Annotated in this window: 17 protein-coding genes; 4 read left to right on the top strand and 13 right to left on the bottom strand. The window is 62.4% G+C overall.

Features of this window, described 5'->3' with window-relative positions; translation table 11 throughout:
* Positions 1–3: 3 nt before the first annotated feature.
* Both trpB and ASE60_RS18805 read right to left on the bottom strand, forming a co-directional pair.
* Positions 4–1,224 carry a tryptophan synthase subunit beta gene (gene trpB / locus ASE60_RS18810; RefSeq protein ID WP_057252045.1) on the bottom strand — a complete coding sequence of 407 codons (1,221 nt, stop codon included), beginning with the start codon at positions 1,222–1,224 and terminating at the stop codon, positions 4–6.
* Entirely contained in the window at positions 1,221–1,895 is a 675-nt protein-coding gene (locus ASE60_RS18805; protein WP_057252044.1) for a phosphoribosylanthranilate isomerase, read from the bottom strand. The genes trpB and ASE60_RS18805 overlap by 4 nt, the downstream gene beginning before the upstream one ends.
* 157 nt (positions 1,896–2,052) lie before the next feature.
* Here ASE60_RS18805 and ASE60_RS33910 point away from each other — a divergent pair, with 157 nt between their 5' ends.
* The gene (locus ASE60_RS33910; protein ID WP_082615915.1) at positions 2,053–2,217 is read left to right on the top strand and encodes a proteolipid membrane potential modulator; all 165 of its coding nucleotides are present in this window, start codon (positions 2,053–2,055) and stop codon (positions 2,215–2,217) included.
* A gap of 23 nt (positions 2,218–2,240) precedes the next feature.
* Here the strand turns inward: ASE60_RS33910 and ASE60_RS18800 are convergent, their stop codons facing one another.
* From ASE60_RS18800 to ASE60_RS18760, 9 genes are all read right to left on the bottom strand, one after another.
* On the bottom strand, positions 2,241–2,993 hold the full coding sequence (locus ASE60_RS18800) for a M48 family metallopeptidase (RefSeq protein WP_057252043.1): 753 nt from the start codon (positions 2,991–2,993) through the stop codon (positions 2,241–2,243).
* A 104-nt stretch (positions 2,994–3,097) separates the two neighbouring features.
* Complete coding sequence (locus tag ASE60_RS18795) at positions 3,098–3,517, bottom strand: DUF2852 domain-containing protein (protein ID WP_057252042.1); 420 nt, start codon at positions 3,515–3,517, stop codon at positions 3,098–3,100.
* Positions 3,518–3,663: 146 nt separating this feature from the next.
* Complete coding sequence (gene phaZ / locus ASE60_RS18790; protein ID WP_057252041.1) at positions 3,664–4,938, bottom strand: polyhydroxyalkanoate depolymerase; 1,275 nt, start codon at positions 4,936–4,938, stop codon at positions 3,664–3,666.
* A 333-nt stretch (positions 4,939–5,271) separates the two neighbouring features.
* Positions 5,272–6,294, bottom strand: coding sequence for a zinc-binding alcohol dehydrogenase family protein (locus tag ASE60_RS18785; protein WP_057252040.1), 1,023 nt, complete (start codon positions 6,292–6,294; stop codon positions 5,272–5,274).
* 32 nt (positions 6,295–6,326) lie between these two features.
* Positions 6,327–7,304, bottom strand: coding sequence for an ABC transporter permease (locus tag ASE60_RS18780; protein ID WP_057252039.1), 978 nt, complete (start codon positions 7,302–7,304; stop codon positions 6,327–6,329).
* A gap of 40 nt (positions 7,305–7,344) precedes the next feature.
* A complete protein-coding gene (locus ASE60_RS18775; RefSeq protein ID WP_057252038.1) occupies positions 7,345–8,898 on the bottom strand; it encodes a sugar ABC transporter ATP-binding protein in 1,554 nt (517 codons plus the stop codon).
* A 95-nt stretch (positions 8,899–8,993) separates the two neighbouring features.
* Positions 8,994–9,983, bottom strand: coding sequence for an ABC transporter substrate-binding protein (locus tag ASE60_RS18770; RefSeq protein WP_057252037.1), 990 nt, complete (start codon positions 9,981–9,983; stop codon positions 8,994–8,996).
* Positions 9,984–10,150: 167 nt separating this feature from the next.
* The gene (locus tag ASE60_RS18765; RefSeq protein ID WP_057252036.1) at positions 10,151–11,170 is read right to left on the bottom strand and encodes an aldo/keto reductase; all 1,020 of its coding nucleotides are present in this window, start codon (positions 11,168–11,170) and stop codon (positions 10,151–10,153) included.
* 40 nt (positions 11,171–11,210) lie between these two features.
* Positions 11,211–12,716: an altronate dehydratase family protein gene (locus ASE60_RS18760; RefSeq protein WP_057252125.1), complete on the bottom strand. Its 1,506-nt coding sequence runs from the start codon at positions 12,714–12,716 to the stop codon at positions 11,211–11,213.
* Positions 12,717–12,932: 216 nt separating this feature from the next.
* Between ASE60_RS18760 and ASE60_RS18755 the strand changes: the two genes are divergently transcribed.
* Positions 12,933–13,811, top strand: coding sequence for a GntR family transcriptional regulator (locus ASE60_RS18755; RefSeq protein ID WP_057252035.1), 879 nt, complete (start codon positions 12,933–12,935; stop codon positions 13,809–13,811).
* 19 nt (positions 13,812–13,830) lie between these two features.
* Positions 13,831–14,919 (top strand): D-mannonate oxidoreductase, encoded by a 1,089-nt coding sequence (locus ASE60_RS18750; protein ID WP_057252034.1) that lies wholly within the window; start codon positions 13,831–13,833, stop codon positions 14,917–14,919.
* Here ASE60_RS18750 and ASE60_RS18745 read toward each other — a convergent pair.
* Together ASE60_RS18745 and gabD are read right to left on the bottom strand one after the other, a co-directional pair.
* Complete coding sequence (locus ASE60_RS18745) at positions 14,913–15,719, bottom strand: HpcH/HpaI aldolase/citrate lyase family protein (RefSeq protein WP_057252033.1); 807 nt, start codon at positions 15,717–15,719, stop codon at positions 14,913–14,915. The two genes, ASE60_RS18750 and ASE60_RS18745, sit on opposite strands and share 7 nt — an antisense overlap.
* 253 nt (positions 15,720–15,972) lie before the next feature.
* Entirely contained in the window at positions 15,973–17,427 is a 1,455-nt protein-coding gene (gene gabD / locus ASE60_RS18740) for an NADP-dependent succinate-semialdehyde dehydrogenase (protein WP_057252032.1), read from the bottom strand.
* 256 nt (positions 17,428–17,683) lie between these two features.
* Here gabD and ASE60_RS18735 point away from each other — a divergent pair, with 256 nt between their 5' ends.
* Entirely contained in the window at positions 17,684–18,280 is a 597-nt protein-coding gene (locus ASE60_RS18735) for a nitroreductase family protein (protein ID WP_057252124.1), read from the top strand.
* Positions 18,281–18,310 lie beyond the last annotated feature (30 nt).

Below are 18,310 nucleotides of genomic sequence, written 5' to 3'. Positions count from 1 at the left end.
ATCTTACAGCCCCATTCCCAGTAACTTGCCGACGGTGAAGATGTCCTTGTCGCCGCGACCGGAGAGGTTCATCAGGATGATCTCGTCCTTGCCCATTTTCGGCGCACGCTTGATGACCTCGGCAAGCGCATGCGACGGCTCGAGCGCCGGGATAATGCCTTCGAGGCGGGTCAGCGTCTGGAACGCCTCGAGCGCTTCGTGGTCCATGATCGGCACGTATTCGACGCGGCCGACATCGTTCAGCCAGGCATGTTCCGGGCCGATGCCGGGGTAGTCGAGGCCGGCAGAAATCGAGTGGCCTTCCTTGATCTGGCCGTCGCCGTCCTGCAGCAGATAGGTGCGGTTGCCATGCAGCACGCCGGGCGAACCGGCGGTGATCGACGCGCAATGCTCGTCGCCCTCGATGCCCTTGCCGCCGGCTTCGACGCCGACGATCTTGACGCTTTCATCATCAAGGAACGGATGGAAGATGCCGATCGCGTTGGAGCCACCGCCGACGGCAGCAACGACGAGATCCGGCAGCCGGCCTTCGGCGGCGAGCATCTGTTCCTTGGCTTCCTGGCCGATGACCGCCTGGAAATCGCGGACCATTTCCGGATAGGGATGCGGGCCGGCGGCCGTACCGATCAGATAGTAAGTGTTGTCGACATTGGTGACCCAGTCACGCAGGGCCTCGTTCATCGCGTCCTTGAGCGTGCCGCTGCCGGCGGTTACCGGCTTGACCTCGGCACCGAGCAGCTTCATGCGGAAAACGTTCGGCGCCTGGCGCTCGACGTCGGTCGCGCCCATGTAGACGACGCAAGGCAGGCCGAAGCGGGCCGCGACTGTCGCCGAAGCAACGCCATGCTGGCCGGCACCGGTTTCGGCGATGATGCGCGTCTTGCCCATGCGCTTAGCCAGCAGGATCTGGCCGATGCAGTTGTTGATCTTGTGCGAACCGGTGTGGTTCAGCTCTTCGCGCTTGAAATAGATCTTGGCGCCGCCGAGCTCAGCCGTCAGCCGCTCGGCGAAATAAAGCGGGCTCGGCCGGCCGATATAGTGAGCGCCGAGATGCGCCAGTTCCGCCTTGAAGGCCGGATCGTCCTTTGCCTTGTTCCACTCGGCCTGCAGGTCGAGGATCAGGGGCATCAATGTCTCGGCCACGAAGCGACCGCCAAAAATGCCGAAACGGCCGTCCTCGTCGGGACCGCCCCGGAAAGAATTCAACTTTGGCGCCTGGTTCACGTCCTGCTCCCTGACCGTGGCATGCCCGCCTCCGCCTGGCGAACGGCATTGAAAAACGATTCCATGAGCTTCAGATCCTTGACGCCCGGCGCGCTCTCGACGCCGGAGGAGATATCGATGGCGCGGGCGCGGGTCTGCACCATGGCCTCGCCAATGTTACTGGCGTTGAGACCACCGGAAAGCATGTAATCGACGCTTCCGTCAAGCGCGTCGAGCAGCTTCCAGTCAAAGGAAACGCCGTTACCGCCGGGCAAATCGGAACCTTGAGGCGGCTTGGCATCAAAGAGGAAGCGATCGGCAATGCCGATGTAGGGGGCGATCCTTTCGAGGTCCGATGCATCGCGCACCGAAAGGGCCTTCATGATAGGAAGCCCGTACATCGCCTTGACCGTCAGCAACCGTTCCGGATCTTCACTGCCGTGGAGCTGCAGGATATCCGGGTTGAGCGCCGAAACGATCTCGTCGAGTTCGTCATTGTCGGCATTGACCGTGACCGCGACGATCTTCGCCTGGCCGCGAATGCGGTCTGCCAGACGGCCGGCATCGTCAGGCTCGATGTTCCTGGGACTCTTTGGAAAAAAGATGAAGCCGGTATGGGATGCACCGAGCGCGACAGCACGCTCAACCGCTTCCGCGGTCTTCAGCCCGCATATCTTCACTTCGGTTTTCATGAGAAGCGACCTTGCATGAAATGTCGCGCGAGTCGAGCCAAAAACCGACGCGCAAGGCCCAGCCAGCGCCCCCTGCAACGATGGCCCGACGGCCGTTGCGCCCCTTGCGCGACAGGCGAGCTTTCACCATATGCATTTTACCACAATGGAGAGACTGATGCGCCTGTTGCTCGCGCTAATCCTGCCCTGGCTGCAGTTTTTCACCATCGGCCGTCCCTTTGCCGGCCTCGGTTGGGTTCCGGCAGCGATCTGGTCGGTCTATGCGCTCAGCCAATACAAGACCGACGAGAAGATCCGCGACGCTCTGCGTTACCGCGCGTAACGCGCCATCGCTCTCCGCCTGGTTCAGTCGAAGTCGATCGCGTGAAGCATCGTGCCGTTGCGGCGGAGCCAGCGCTTGGCATCCTCCGTATCCGGGCACAGCCTCCCGCACAGCGTCCAAAAATCGGGGCCGTGGTTCATCTCCTGCAAATGTGCGACCTCGTGCGCTGCAAGATAGGCGATGACCTTCGGCGGCGCCATGACGATGCGCCAGGAGAAGCTCAGCGCCCCATCGGCCGAACAGGATCCCCAGCGGCTGCGGGTGTCCTTCAGCGACAGCGACTTCGCCCGTCGGCCGATGCGGCCGGTATAGATTGCCACCAGCCGATCAAGATCCTGACGGGCTTCCTTCTTGAGGAAATCGACGATGCGCCGATTCAGGTGCTCCTCGCCGCCGCTGACGCGCAGCACCGGTTCGTCATCGATCAAGACCGCTTCCGTCAGACCGCGGATATTGCCGGTCCGCTCGATCCGGTGGGAGATGCCTCGGATCAAGATGGAGCCGCCCTCCTCGATTTGGCTTTCGCCGGAGAAACGCGCGAGCTTCGTCATCAGCCAGCCCTGATGGCGGTTGAGAAAGGCGTTGACCTCACGCTCCGGCAAGCCTTGGGGGATCGTCATCTTTAGCGCCCGGCCGCCGGGCTCGATGCGCAGTGTCATGCGGGTCGCGCGCGCGTTCTGCTTGATCGTCAGCGGCAGGGACTTGCCGGCAACGTCGATCTGCCGCGTCATGGCGGGTGGAGCAGGTTGAATGCGCCGCTTGAAAGAAGGGAACATGCAGGCTTTCTAACCGATTCGCTGGGGCTTCGCCTACAGCGTCGAAAGGCGCGCAATGGATAATCCGGCGTTTCATGTGAAACGCCGGAAGCGTTGTCTTCGGATTAGTGAGCTTCGACCACCGGGCCGGAGCCGCCGTTCTTGCGGTCGCGCATGAAGCGGTCGAACTCTTCCTGGTCCTTGGCGCGGCGAAGCTCGCGCACATAGGTGTCGAACTCTTCGCGCATCGCGTCGAGCTTGCGGCGTTCCTCGTCGAGGCGGGCAAGCTCGGCTTCACGCCAGTCGTCGAAGGCGACGTTGCCGGTGCGATGCGTCCAGTTGGAACGGCGTCCATTGCGCTTGAATGCAGAGCACATGCCATCCACCGTGTCGTTGGCGTCTTTCTTGAAAGTCTTCAGCTTTTCGCCGAACAGGATGTAGGCGAGCATGGCCAGACCCAGTGGCCAGAAGACCACGAAGCCGAGCACCATCAGGGCGATGGTCGCGGGCGTCCAATCCGGACGGATCATTGCAGATTGGTTCATCTTCAGGATTCCTCGCAATCATCCGGGCCACCCATGCGGCCCGATGAAAACGATGTGGGAAGGCGCCCTTGGCTGTGCAAGACGCCCTCCCCCGGATTCGAACAAACCCTTGACTCTACGCGGTCAAAACGGCCCCGATCGCGAGGTTAGGCCAACTTGCCGCCCTTGATGAGCTGCTTCACCGGCTTCACGTGCCGCGAGTGCTCGCGGTGGAAAGCGACGATGCGCGGCGCGATTTCGCGGCGGAAGCGCGATCCGTTGAAGACGCCGTAGTGGCCGACATCCGGCTGCATGTAGTGCATGCGCATGTGATCAGGGATGTTGGTGCAGATCGTCTGCGCCGCCTTCGTCTGGCCAACGCCGGAAATGTCGTCGTTCTCGCCTTCGACGGTCAGCAGCGCGACCTTCTTGATCGCCGTCGTATCGACGCGCTTGCCGCGATGCATCATCTCGCCCTTCGGCAGCGCGTGCTGCATGAAGACCACCTGCACGGTCTGCAGGTAGAATTCGGCCGTCAGGTCCATGACGGCCAGATACTCGTCATAGAAGTCCCGGTGCTTCTCGGCGGCGTCACCATCGTTCTTCACCAGATGCGCGAAGAACTCTTTGTGGGCGATCAGGTGCCGGTCGAGGTTCATCGACATGAAGCCAGAGAGCTGCAGGAAGCCCGGATAGACCATGCGCATGAAGCCCGGCTGCGGCCACGGCACCGGCATGATGACGTTGTCGCGGAACCATTCGATCGGCCGCTGTTCGGCAAGCTGATTGACGCCCGTCGGATTGATGCGGGTGTCGATCGGTCCGCCCATCAGCGTCATCGTCGCCGGCGACAGCGGATCGTCCGCCGCTTCCATCAGGGCGACGGCGGCGAGCACAGGCACTGCCGGCTGACAGACGCCGATCACATGGGTGTTCGGGCCCAGGAAGTGCAGCATCTGGATGACGTAGTCGATGTAATCGTCGAGATCGAAAGTGCCTTCGCTGAGCGGCACCATGCGGGCGTCGATCCAGTCCGTGATGTAGATGTCGGAATGCGGCAGCAGGGCTTCCACGGTGCCGCGCAGCAGCGTCGCGTAGTGGCCGGACATCGGCGCCACGACCAGAACCTTCGGATCGGCGGCACGCCCCTTGGGCAAGGCGCGCTCGAAATGGATGAGGTTGCAGAAGGGTGAGCGCCAGACGATGCGCTCGTAGACGGAGACGGACATGCCGTCGACCTCTGTCGCGGGAAGTCCGAACTCCGGTTTGCCATAGCGGCGGGTGGAGCGCTCGAACACTTCGAGCCCGGCGGCAGCGGCACGGCCGAAATAGGTGTGCGAGATGGGGTTCATCGGATTGCTGAAGGCAAGCCGCATGGCATCGGCGGCCGTACGCCACGGCGCCATCATTGCATGGTTCAATTCATAGAGCTGGTAGAACATGGGAAGCGTACCCCTTGGTTCAATCGACGACAACGCCGCTCCCGGTCGGACGCAAGCTTGCGATTGTTTGTCTTGGTGTCCGCAATCTCTGCCAGACTACCACTTTTCTTGTGCAGTGCAACAAATATACCCGTCTCGCCTCGATACAAGGCCTCAGGCCAGAATGAATCTGGATTCCTGACGATTTGCAAACGAGCTTGTCCGAAACTGGCGGTTTTCCGCAATTTTCGTGCGTTGAGAACCGATGCCGGGCATTTTCAGGGAAAAAATGGCGACTCCGAAGAGCGAATGTCCGGTGCGGCCTCTGCGGCGATGCAGCAAAGCCGCCATCGCTCATGCCGCTGCCACCTTGACGATTGCCTTGACCAGACCCGACTTTTCTTCCGCCCATCGCGGCAGATCGGCGACCGCGCCATCCAGCGTCGTGCGGTGGGTGATCAGCGCCTCGACCGGCACGAGGCCGGAAGCAATCGATGCGACGACATGATCAAAGTCCTGGCGGGTCGCATTGCGGCTGCCGACCAAGGTCATCTCCCGCTTGTGAAACTCCGGATCGGAGAAGTGTATCTCGTCCTTGACAACGCTGACGAAGACCAGCGTGCCGCCATGGGCAACATAGGCGAAGGCGGCCTGCATCGAGCCACTATACCCCGTGGCATCGAAGACCACGTCGAAACCATCCCCTCCTGTCGCTTCGGCTATGCGTGACCCCATATCGGTTCCCGCGACGATGCCATTGGCAAAGCCGAGCTTCTCGGCAGCAAAATCCAGCCGTTCGTCGCTGGTATCGACAAGCGTCACTTGATGGCCGGCAATGCGCGAGAAGATCGCAGTGCCGAGGCCAATCGGCCCTGCGCCGATGACCAGCGCCCGTGAACCCGCATCCGCGGATGCTCGGCGCACCGCATGGGCACCGATCGCCAGGAACTCGACCGTTGCCGCAGCTTCGGCAGACAGACCATGCGCCGGATAAAGATTACCCTCCGGCACGATGATCTCTTCGCAGAAGGCGCCATCCGTATGTACGCCGAGAACCTTGATGGCGGTGCAGCAGTTCTGTTTGCCCTGGCGACAGGCAACGCAGTTGCCGCAGCTGAGATAAGGGTTGACCACGACAGGCGTACCAGGCGCGATCTCTGTGCCGCGGCCACCGGAAATGACCGTTGCCGAGATCTCGTGACCCATGACCCTCGGGTATTCGAGGAACGGATGTTTGCCGGCGAAGATATGGTAGTCGGTGCCGCAGATGCCGACATGGTTGACGGATAGACGCACCCACCCGTCAGGTACGTCTTCAGCCGGTAGGCGGTCGACGACCTCCAGGCGGCCGGGTTCGAGGCAGAGCACGGCTTTCATGGCAGTTCTCACGGAATGTTCGGCGGCAGCGCCTAGCGGGCGCTGCGGCGCCGGAGTTGGTCGAAATAGACGATGACGATGATCAGCGCGCCGGTGATGATGCGCTGCCAGAACGAGTTGACGTTGAGAAGATTGGCACCGTTGTTGATCGTCGCGAGGATGAAAGCGCCGAGCAGCGGCCCATGAACCGAGCCGACGGCCCCGAACAGACTGGTGCCGCCGATGACCGACGAGGCGATCGCCTGCAGTTCCCATCCCTCGGCTTGCGTCGCGTTGCCGATGCCGATGCGCGAGGCGAGCAGCAGGCCGACGAAGGCGGCGCAGGTCGATGACAGGATATAGGCGAGATAGATGGTGCGGTGCACGTTGACGCCGGAGAGGCGCGCCGCCTCGCTGTTGGAGCCGACCGCGAAGAGATAACGGCCGAAGCGGCTCAAGTGCAGGAAGACATAGGCCGGGATCGCCACCACGATCACCATCCAGAACAGGCTCGGCACACCGAGGAAATCCGCGCGAGAGAAGTTGGTGAAGGCTTCATTGGTAATCGAGATCGTCGAACCGTTGGTGATCAGCAGGCCGATCCCGCGCAGCGATGTCAGGGTCGCAAGTGTTATGATGAAGGGCGGCAGACCCATGCGCACGATGCCGAAGGCATGGAAGGCGCCGATCAGCACCCCGAAGGCGAGCGTGAGGATGATGGCGGCCCAGAGCGGCACGCCAGCCGCAAGCAGCCAGGCGACGATGACGCTGGTGAAGCCGACCACGGCCCCCACCGAAAGATCGATGCCGGCGGTGATGATGACGAAGGTTTGGCCAACCGCGAGGATGGCCGTCATCGCCCCCTGGCGCAACAGGTTGCTGATGTTGTTTGGCGTCCAAAAACTGTTGGTGGCAAGGCCCAGCAGTAGCCAGAGGAACAGAAGCAGCCCCAGGAGGGTGAGGCCGAACAGAATGCTCACGCCCTTGCGTGGCGCCGCGCTGGCGCCGCTTTCCACCGTTTCCGCACTCATCGTCTTCCTCCCTGCGTCCCTCAGATTTCTTTTTATGTGTTCAAACACCGATCGCCTGCGTCAGCACTTCCTCGTGGCTCGCGGCGCGATAGTCGTGGCTAGCAACCAGCCGGCCGCGCCGGAACACGTGCAACCTGTCCGCAAGCTCGTAGACTTCAGGCAGATAGGACGAGATCAGGATGATGCCTGCCCCGTTCTCCAGAAGCCGTGCGAACAGGCGGTAGATCTCGGCCTTGGTGCCCACATCGACGCCGACGGTCGGCTCGTCGAAGATGAAGAGCTTGGCGCCATGGCTCAGCCACTTGCCGATAACGATCTTCTGCTGGTTGCCGCCGGACATGGCCGACGTCAGGACTCGTCGCGACGGCGTCTTGATCTTCAGGTCGCGGATCTGCCGGTCGGCATTCTCCCGCTCCTGCTGGCCGTTGATCGTCAGGCCACGCGTCAGCCGGTTGAACACCGGCAGATTGATGTTGAGGCCGATCGGCAGATTGAGGCACAGGCCCTGATCGCGGCGGCTTTCCGGCGCGAGCGCGATGCCGAGATTCATGGCGACACGCTCGCTGGCGATCTCGACCTTGCGCCCCTTCCAATAGACCTCGCCGGCGCTTGGACGATGCCGACCATAGAGGCCGAGCGCAAACTCGCTGCGCCCCGCTCCGATCAGCCCATAAAGGCCGACGATCTCGCCGGCGCGAACGGTCAGCGATACATCCTGAAAACCGGGCCCACTCAAGTTCCGCGTTTCGACGATGACCTCGCCGGGCGGAAAATGCTCCTTGTGATAGATCTGCTCGATGGTGCGGTTAATCATCAACGCGATCAGCTCCGCCTCGTTCGTCTCCCCGATCTTGCGAGTGCCGACATGGGTGCCGTCGCGCAGCACCGAGACGCGGTCGGCAATCTCGAAGACCTCCTCCATTCGGTGGCTGATATAGACGATGGTCACGCCTTCGGCCTGAAGCCTCTGGATCAGCCGGAAGAGCTGCGCCGATTCCTGTCGGGTGAGATAGGCGGTCGGCTCATCGAAGATCAGGAACTGCGTGCCACGCATGGCGGCGCGCGCCGTGGCGACGAGCTGCTGCTGGCCAATGGTGAGACTGCCGAGCACCGCGCCGGCCGGCAGATTGAAGCCGAGATCGTCGAGCACGCGCTGCGCCGCATCGGTCATGGCGCGCTTGCGCATCAGGCCGTTACGATTGATCTCGTCGCCGAGGAACATGTTGGCCGCCACAGACAGCTGCGCACAGAGTACGACCTCCTGGTGCACGGCGTTGATGCCGCGCTCGATCGCCTCATGTGGCGTGCCGAGCTGAACGGGTTTGCCGCACCAGAAGATTTCGCCTGACGTGCGCTTGATGACACCGGTCAGAAGTTTGATCAGCGTCGATTTGCCGGCGCCGTTCTCGCCCACGATGGCGTGGATCTCGCCGGATAAGAACGTCAGCGAGGCAGGCTTCAGCGCTTCGACGGCGCCATATTTCTTCTGCAAAGCGCGCAGTTCCAGAATCGGCTCCCCTTTGGGAACCGGATGACGCGTCGCCACCTGCAGGCCCTGGGTCCTGGTGTCGCGCGCCTCTTGCAACTCGGTCATCTGCGCATTCCTCCCATCGCAGAGATCGCTTGCGACCGGTCCTCGTTCCCGGTCGCAAGCGGGTGCGGCGGGCAATGGGCCCGCCGCGGCCGTCGTCACTTGACCTTAGGGTTCAAGAGAGCGTCGATCTTCGGTTCGGCCATATTGGCTTTGGTCACCAGATTGGCACCGGTGTCGACATTCGCCTCGACTTTTTCGCCCTTGGAGACGGCCAGTGCCGTCTTCACGCCATCATAGCCCATCCGGTAGGGATCCTGAACGACGAGACCCGCCAGAACCCCTTCCTTGAGGAAGCCGACGGTCTTGTCGTCGCTGTCGAAGCCGATCACCTTGATCTTGTCGCCGAGTTTGTTTTCGGCGATCGCCTGACCGACGCCCTGCGCCATGATCAGGTTCGACGCGAACACACCGACAAGGTTCGGATTGGCGGTGATCAGGTCGGTCATGATGTTGAGGCCGGTGGTCGCCTGCCCGTCGGCGTATTTGTCGACGACGACCTTGAAGCCCGGGTACTTGGTCTTGACCTGATCGAGGAAGCCTTCACGGCGCTGGTCGAGCGAGCCGACACCCGGAAGGCTGGTAATGATGGCGATTTCGCCCTCTTCCTTGCCGCTCATTTCCTTCACGGCGGCCGCAAGACCGTCGGCGGCAATACGGCCGCCCTGGACGTTGTCGGTGGTCAGGAACGAGGAGAATGCCTTGGAGTCGGCGCCGGAGTCGATACCGATGATCGGGACGGCCTTGGCCGCCTCATCGATCGGCTTGCCGAGTGCCTTGAACTCCGTCGGCGAGATCACGACGGCAGCCGGCGCGCCGGCAACCGCGTTTTCGAGAATGCTGATCTGGCCGTTGATGTCGGACTCGGACTGGGCGCCGAGTTCAGGTACATTGACACCCAGATCCTTGCCGGCGGCGCGGGCACCAGCAAGCACGATTTGCCAGTAGAAGGACGTGGTGTCCTTGACGATGATCGGGATCGTCACGTCCTGCGCAAAGGACGCGGCCGGCGACATGCCGGCGATCATCGCGGCACCGGCCAAAGCGGTGAAGGCGCGACGGGTAAGGCTGCTTTTCAGAATGCTCATCCCAGGTTTCTCCTCTCAGTGCACCGTGTTCCATTTCTTGGAGATCGATCGCAGGTGCTAGCTATCGACCTTTTATCGATAAAAAACATATTGGAATGCTAATACGACAATTCCGGCTTGGCAAGCTGCCGGAACAGCATTTCAGACCGAAACGCGGCCCCCGCCCGCTAAACGCGAACAGCCTCGTCGCCGAGCTCCGGCGCGACCAGCGTGAACGGTTCAAAAGCCGCGAAATCGGCCGCGGAAAACCGGTGTTCGGTGAGCGCCATGTTGCGCCTCAGACTCTCCGGCTTGGCGGTGCCGACCAGCACGGAGGCGACCTTGGGATGGCTCAGCGGAAACTGCATGGCTGGCGCGGCAAGCGGCACGTTCATACCGCGCGCGACCACCTCCATGGCACCGACCTTTTGCCGGATATCTTCCGTTGCCGGCATGTAATCGAAATGCGCCCCCTCGACCGGGCCCGTTGCCAGAATGCCCGAGTTGAAGACCCCGCCGACGACAAGCGAGGTCTGCTTCTTTTCACAGAGCGGCAACAGTTCGGCGACGGCCGAGCGGTCGAGCAGTGTATAGCGGCCGGCAAGCAGGATGCAGTCGATATCGGCCCGCCGCATGACCTCCAGGCAGACCGGTACCTCGTTCACACCGAGACCATAGGCGACGATCGCTCCTGAGGATTTCAGCTCCTCCAGCGCCTTGAGGCCGCCGTCCAGCAACTGCCTGATATAGACGGCATTGCGGGCGGCACCGTGGGTGTAGCCGCCGATGTCGTGGACATAGAGGATGTCGATGCGGCTGAGTCCGAGCCGGGCGTAGCTGAACTCGACGGAGCGCATGATGCCGTCATAGCTGTAGTCGTATCTGACATCGAAATTGAGCGGCTTCACATAGGAATAGTCTGGCACCTTGTCTTCCGGCACCGGATGGAGGAGCCGGCCGACCTTGGTGGAGAGCACGAATTCGTCGCGCGGCTTTTCGCGCAGGAAGTCGCCGACCCGGCGTTCTCCAAGCCCGAGGCCGTAAAAAGGCGCCACATCAAAGTAGCGCATACCCGACTGCCAGGCCGCGTCCAGCGTCGCCATGGCAGCGTCGCGGGTGCACTCCCGGTAGAGCCCGCCGAGACCGGCGGCGCCGAAGCTGTACTCGGTCACCGATAGTCCGGTTCGACCGATCCGTCTCGTCTGCATTCCCTGTTCTCCTCCTCCAAGGATGCCAGTCGCCACATGTCTAGAGCGTCGCCCCCAGATGCCAGGGCACGAACTCGTTGTCGCCGTAGCCGAAAAGCTCGCTCTTGGTCTTGCGGCCAGAGGCGGTCTCGACGATCAGGTCGAAGATCTCCCGGCCAAGCCCGGCAATGCTCACCTCCCCCGAAGCGATCACCCCGCAATCGATGTCCATGTCCTCTTCCATCGCCCGAAACAGCGCCGTGTTGCTGGTAAGCTTGATCGACGGCGCCGGCCTACAGCCGAAACAGCTGCCGCGGCCGGTGGTAAAGGCAATGACGTTGGCACCGCCGGCAACCTGGCCGGTGGCAGATACCGGATCGTAGCCGGGCGTATCCATGAAGACGAGCCCGTGCTCGGTGACCCGTTCGGCATACCGATAGACTGCGTTCAGCGGCGACCGGCCACCCTTGGCGACAGCACCGAGTGATTTTTCAAGAATGGTGGTTAGTCCACCGCGTTTGTTGCCCGGCGAAGGATTGTTGTCGAGCGATGCGCCATGCATCGCCACATAGTTCTCCCACCAGGCAATCAGGCCGTCGAGTTTCACCGCTACGGCCTCATTCACCGCCCGGCTGCGTAGCAGGTGCTCGGCACCATAGATCTCAGAGGTCTCCGAGAGGATCGCCGTGCCGCCGGCTGCAGCAAGGATATCGACGGCGGCGCCAAGCGCCGGATTGGCGGTGATGCCCGAAAGCCCGTCCGACCCGCCACATTGCAAGCCGACGATGATCTCGCTGACCGGAATGGCAATACGGCGCTCTTTTCCGATTTCGGCCGCGATTTCTTCGAGAATGCCGAGTGCCTTTTCCACGGAGCGGCGCGAGCCGCCGGCCTCCTGAATGTTGAAATGACGTTTCTCCGCGCCGGCGCCGCTCTGGCCATAGAGCGTCAGCTGATTGACCTCGCAGCCGAGGCCCACCATCAGCACGCCGCCGAAATTGGCATGGCGGGCGTAGCCGGCAAGCGTGCGGTGCAGATTGGCCATTCCGTCGCCGGTCGACGACATGCCGCAGCCCTGATCGTGCACGATCGGCACGAAGCCGTCGATGCCTTCGTATTTGGGCAGGATGCGGCGGTTCGCCTCCTCGGCGATGGCACGGCAGACCGTGGTGGAACAGTTAACGCTGGCGACGACACCGATATAGTTTCGCGTCGCAGCCCGGCCATCTGCGCGGCGATAGCCCTTGAAGGTGCGTGCCTTGTCGGTATCGCTTGCCACCTCCGGCGTCCCTTGTGGCCCGATCGCCAGACGATCCCGGTCGAAGGCAAGATTGTGGGAATGCACATGGTCGCCCGGCGCGATGTCGGCGGTCGCCCGTCCGATCGCCTGGGCGTATTTGACGACCGGTTCGCCGGCGCGAATGGGACGGATCGCAATCTTGTGGCCGGCATCGACCTTTACTGCTGCGCGAGCGCCGTTCGGCAAGGCATCACCGGCGGCAATCGCCAATGTCGCCACGACGACGTTGTCCTCCGGTGCGAGCAGGATGGTGGACGGCGCAGACACCGATTTCTCCATGATTGTTATCGTCAGTTCTGTCTTTTATCTACAATAGACAGATCGTCGTCAATGGGTATTATAGCGAAAACATCGGCGACGACGCCGTGCCAACGACCGGGTGAACGGGAGGAACAGATGTTGACGACAGACGGAGACAAAACCGGATCGCCGCGATAGAGGAGCGTCCAAGCGCAGACAATTTCGAACCGGCCGGATCTTGCCATGGCAAAACAGAACACCGTCTTCAAGGATGCCTACAACCGCTGCCTGAAGCTTCTGGCGGAAACATCCTCGCTGCCCTCCGAGCCGGAACTTGGGCAAGTGCTCGGCGTCAGCCGGACGACGGTGCGCGCGATCCTCAGTCGCTTCGAGGAAGCACAGCTCATCGCCTGGGACAAGCGCAAGAAGAACGTGCTGCGGCAGCCCCGCCCCGACGACTACTTCCCAACGGAAGAGACCGATTCGCTCGCCGAAATCATCGAGCGCAGTTTCATGCGCCGGATTCTCGCCGGCGGCGCCGAGCCCGGCATGCAGATCAACGAGCTTGAACTGGCGCGCGAGATCGGCACCGGAACGACCAGTGTGCGCGAGTTCCTGATCCGCTTCAGCCGCTTCGGCCTGATCGAAAAACGGCCAAACAGCCACTGGATCCTGAAAGGCTTCACGCGTGAATTCGCGCTGGAGCTGACGGAAGTGCGCGAGATGTTCGAGCTGCGCTCGGCCGCACGTTTCGTCTCGCTTCCGGATGATCACCCGGCCTGGGAGGAGCTCAGGGAAATCGAGACCCTGCACCGGGAAATGCTTGCCGATATCGACAACCGCTACCGGGAGTTTTCCGAGTTAGACGAGCAGTTCCACCTGCTAGTGCACAAGGCATCCAGCAACCGCTTCATCGTCGATTTCTACGATATCATCGCGATCGTCTTCCACTATCACTACCAGTGGAACAAGACGAATGCCCGCCAGCGCAACGCCCGCGCGCTTGAAGAACACCTCGCCTATATCGAAGCGTTGCGCTCGCATGATCCCGCAAAGGCCGAACAGGCCTGCCGGCGGCATCTCCAGTCCGCGCGCGAAACTCTCCTTCAATCCATTCCATAGCCAGCTACCGGAGCCACAGATGCCGACGCCGATCGTGCAATTCGGAACCAGCCGCTTTCTTCAAGCGCATGCCGATCTCTTCGTCAGCGACGCGCTGAAGGCGGGAAAGGCACCAGGCCCGATCACGATCGTGCAGACAACCGGATCCAGCGAGCGTTCCGGACGTCTTGCGGCGCTCGCGCGCCCCGAAGGCTTTCACGTCATCATCCGCGGCATCCAAGACGGGGAGCGGATCGACGCGACGCAGCGGGTGACGAGCGTGACGCGGGCGCTTTCAACCGCTGAAAACTGGAGCGAGGTCCGGGAGATTGTTGCCCAGGAAGCGGAAATCCTGATCTCCAATACCGGCGATACGGGTTACCGGATCACCGACGACGACCTGGTCACGGACATTCCCCGTTCCTTTCCCGGCAAGCTGCTCCTGCTCCTGAAGGCCCGCTTTGAAGCGGGTGGGCGCGCCCTGACGATCCTTCCTTGCGAGCTCGTGTCACGCAACGGCGATGTGCTGAAGGCGCTGATGCTGGGGCTCGCGGCGGAGCGGGCCAAAGACACCGCTTTCACGAACTGGCTGAACACAGGTGTCGTCTGGGCAAACACATTGGTCGACCGCATCGTCTCCGAGCCTCTGGAGCCCGCCGGTGCGATTGCCGAACCCTATGCGCTCTGGGCGATCGAAAACCAGCCCGGCTTGCACCTTCCGTGCATTCATCCGTCCGTGAAGCTCGTTGATGACCTGACGCCTTACGAGAAGCTGAAGCTTCACATCCTCAATCTCGGCCACACCGTGCTGGCCGATCTCTGGCTGAGGGAGGGCCGTAACCCGCATGAGACCGTCCGGGAGACGCTCGCCGACGCCCGCGTAGCAGCATATCTCGACCGCATCTATCGATCCGAAGTCATTCCCGCTTTCGCCGCGAAGGACCTGCAAAGCGAAGCGACGGACTATGTCGCTGCGACGCTGGAGCGCTTCAGAAACCCGTTCCTCAATCATCGCCTAAGCGATATCGCCAACCATCACCGCGAAAAAATCGCGCGCCGGATCGGCGACCTCCGGCTCTGGAGCCCGGGCGTAGCAATGCCCGAGCTCACGGCAATCTCGGATCAGTAGCCGGATTCCTGCTTCTTTGGTGCCACCGCCACCTCGCCGAGAAACTCCTGGCGCAGCGCCGTCGTCGCGCGCACGAGCGACGTGACATCCGTGCCGATCGCCATGAAATCGGCGCCCATCTCGCGGTAGTCGCGTGCCTGACCGAGATCGAGCGTCATGATGCCCCTCGCCTTGCCGGCCTTCTTTATACGCTCGAACGCATCGGCGATTGCCGCGCGCACCTCCGGATGACCTGGCTTGCCGAGATAACCCATGTCGGCCGCCAGGTCGGAAGGGCCGATAAAGAGGCCGTCAACGCCATCAAGCGCGGCAATCTCATCGATCGCAGCAAGACCCGCGCGGCTCTCGATCTGCAGGATCAGGCAGATTTCATCACCGGCGGTCTGGAGATAGTCGCCGATGCGGCCGAATTGCGAGGCCCGACCGAGGGCGGCGCCGACGCCGCGAACGCCATGCGGCGGATAACGGGTGGCGCGCACCAGCTGCTGTGCCTGCGCCAGGCTCTCGACCATCGGGATCAGCAGGGTCTGCACACCGGTGTCGAGAATCTGCTTGATCAGCACCGTGTCGCCGACCGGCAGGCGAACCATCGGGTGGCTCGCCGATGCCGAGACCGCGCGAAACTGCGCCGACAGCAAGGGAATGTCATTCGGCGCATGCTCGCCGTCGATCAGCAGCCAGTCATAGCCGCTGCCGGAAACCACTTCCGCCGCGTATGGGCTGGCGAGCGCCACCCACAGCCCGAGCTGGAAGCGGTTTTCGCGCAGAGCCGCTTTAAAGGGGTTCTTCGGTGCCGGCATGCTGACTCTCCTTAAACTTAGCGTGGGATCGAGCTTCGCCCCTCATCCGCCTGCCGGCACCTTCGTCCTGGAAAAAGGAGGACGACGATGCCGCACCGACTCAAGTCCCCTCGCCCCGCTTGCGGGGAGAGGCTAGGGTGAGGGGCAATCTCACGCCATCGATGGATTCGACTGCGAAGACTAACGCCTTGCTGGCAAAAGAAAACCGGCCAAAACGTTGGCCGGTTTGTTGCAAGTCGGATTTTCGCCTGTTTCAGGCCACGCCGCCGAGGCAGACGTATTTGATCTCGGTGAACTCTTCGATGCCGTAGCGCGAGCCCTCGCGGCCGAGACCGGAGAGTTTCACGCCCCCGAACGGCGCTTCCGCCGTCGAGATCAGGCCGGTGTTGACGCCGACCATGCCGTATTCCAGGGCTTCGGCCACCCGAAAAACCCGCGCCAAATCCTTGGCATAGAAGTAGGAGGCAAGACCGAACTCAGTGTCGTTTGCCTGTTCGACCACATCCGCCTCATCGGCGAAGCGGAAGAGCGGCGCCACCGGGCCAAAGGTCTCTTCGCGCGCCACCGCCATCGCCTGGGTGACATCGGCCAGAACCGTCGCCTCATAGAAGGTGCCGCCGAGCGTGTGACGCTTGCCGCCCTGGATCACGCGTGCACCCTTGGAGGTGGCGTCGGCAATATGCTCCTCGACCTTCTCCAGCGCCGCCTTGTCGATCAGCGGCCCGAGGATCACGCCCTCGTCGAGGCCGTTGCCGATCTTCAGCTTGGCGACCGCCTTGGCGAGCTTGTCGGAAAAGGCGTCGTAGACCTTGTCCTGCACATAGATGCGGTTAGCACAGACGCAGGTCTGGCCGTTGTTGCGGAACTTGGCGATCAGCGCGCCCTCAACCGCCGCATCGAGATCGGCATCGTCGAAGACGATGAAGGGAGCATTGCCGCCAAGCTCGAGGCCGAGCTTCTTGATGGTGGCGGCGCTCTGGCGATAGAGCTCGGCACCGACCTCGGTCGAGCCGGTGAAGGTCAGCTTGCGCACGACGGGGTTGGAGGTCATCTCGGCACCGATCTCGCGGGCCGAGCCGGTGATGACGCTGAACAGGCCCTTCGGCAAGCCGGCGCGTTCGGCGAGAATGGCGATCGCGATTGCCGAGAACGGCGTCTGTGCCGCCGGCTTCAACACCATCGCGCAACCTGCAGCGAAAGCCGGGCCGGCCTTGCGGGTGATCATCGCATTGGGGAAGTTCCAGGGCGTGATTGCCGCGACGACGCCGATCGGCTGCTTCATCACCAGGATGCGCTTGTCGGGCTGATGGCCGGGGATGAGGTCGCCATAGATGCGGCGCGCCTCTTCGGCGAACCACTCGACGAAGCTTGCGCCGTAGACGATTTCGCCGGTCGCTTCGGCAAGCGGCTTGCCCTGCTCGAGCGTCAGGATGCGGCCGAGATCCTCCTTGTTCTCGATCATCAGCTCGAACCACTTGCGCAAGATCCCGGCGCGATCCTTGGCCGTGCGCGCCGCCCAGCCCTTCTGGGCCACGCGCGCCGCCTCGATCGCCGCCTTGGTTTCCTTGGCGCCAAGCTTCGGCACCCGGCCGATGATCTCACCGGTCGCCGGGTTGTTCACCTCGATCGCGTTCGCCGCGTCCGCCTCGATCCACTCGCCGCCGACGAGCGCTGCCTGGCGAAACAATGATGGGTCTTTAAACGACATGATCCGTCCTCTCTCAAAGTCTACAGAACTTATACAACTTTTTTCTTGGAAACGGCAATGACCCACGCGACCGTTTCTGCACTTTCCTGGCGCGCCTCGCGTACCGACCGCGCTCGCGTTCCCGTGCGTCCAACCCGGTTTCATCCACACCCGTCCTCATGTAGCGTCCGAAACGAATCGAGCCATAGGCGCAGGTGACAGATCAGGCACCGAAGATCGGCCGAGGATATAGAGAACACATAGAAGAGGCATGTCCATGACGGCGACCAACAACAGAAAAGCCGATTATCCCATCGATGCCATGTTCCTGGAGCGCTGGTCGCCCCGCGCTTTCACCAACGAGGAGATCGAGGAACGCGAACTGCTTTCCTTCTTCGAAGCGGCCCGATGGGCGCCGTCTGCGAGCAACCGACAGCCCTGGCGCTTCGTCTATGCCCGTCGCGGAACGGAGCACTTTCCGGTGCTGCTCGACACGCTCGATGAAGGCAACCAGCGCTGGGCGAAGAACGCTGCCGCGCTTCTGATCGTTATTTCAAGAACCCACAACCAGGCACAGAACGGCGAGATGCGGCCGGCCTATAACCACGCCTTCGACACGGGCTCGGCCTGGTACAGCCTCGCTCTGCAGGCTTCCCTTGGCGGCTGGCATACCCATGGCATGGCCGGCATCGACCGCGACAAGGCGATGCGCGTTCTGAACGTTCCCGAGCATCACCGGGTCGAGGCCGCCGTGGCGATCGGACGGCTGGCTGACCCCTCGACGCTACCGGACGACCTGCGCGCACGCGAAATCCCGAGCCAGCGCAAGCCGGTCAGCGAGTTCGCCTTCGAAGGCCAGTTCAAGGGCGAATAACGAAAAATCCCGGCGCCGCAAGGCACCGGG

The organism is Ensifer sp. Root278, assembly GCF_001429285.1.
In the GTDB taxonomy this organism is placed as follows: Bacteria; Pseudomonadota; Alphaproteobacteria; order Rhizobiales; family Rhizobiaceae; genus Ensifer.
Note: the sequence above shows the minus strand (reverse complement) of the source record. Positions and strands in the feature narration are given on the sequence as shown.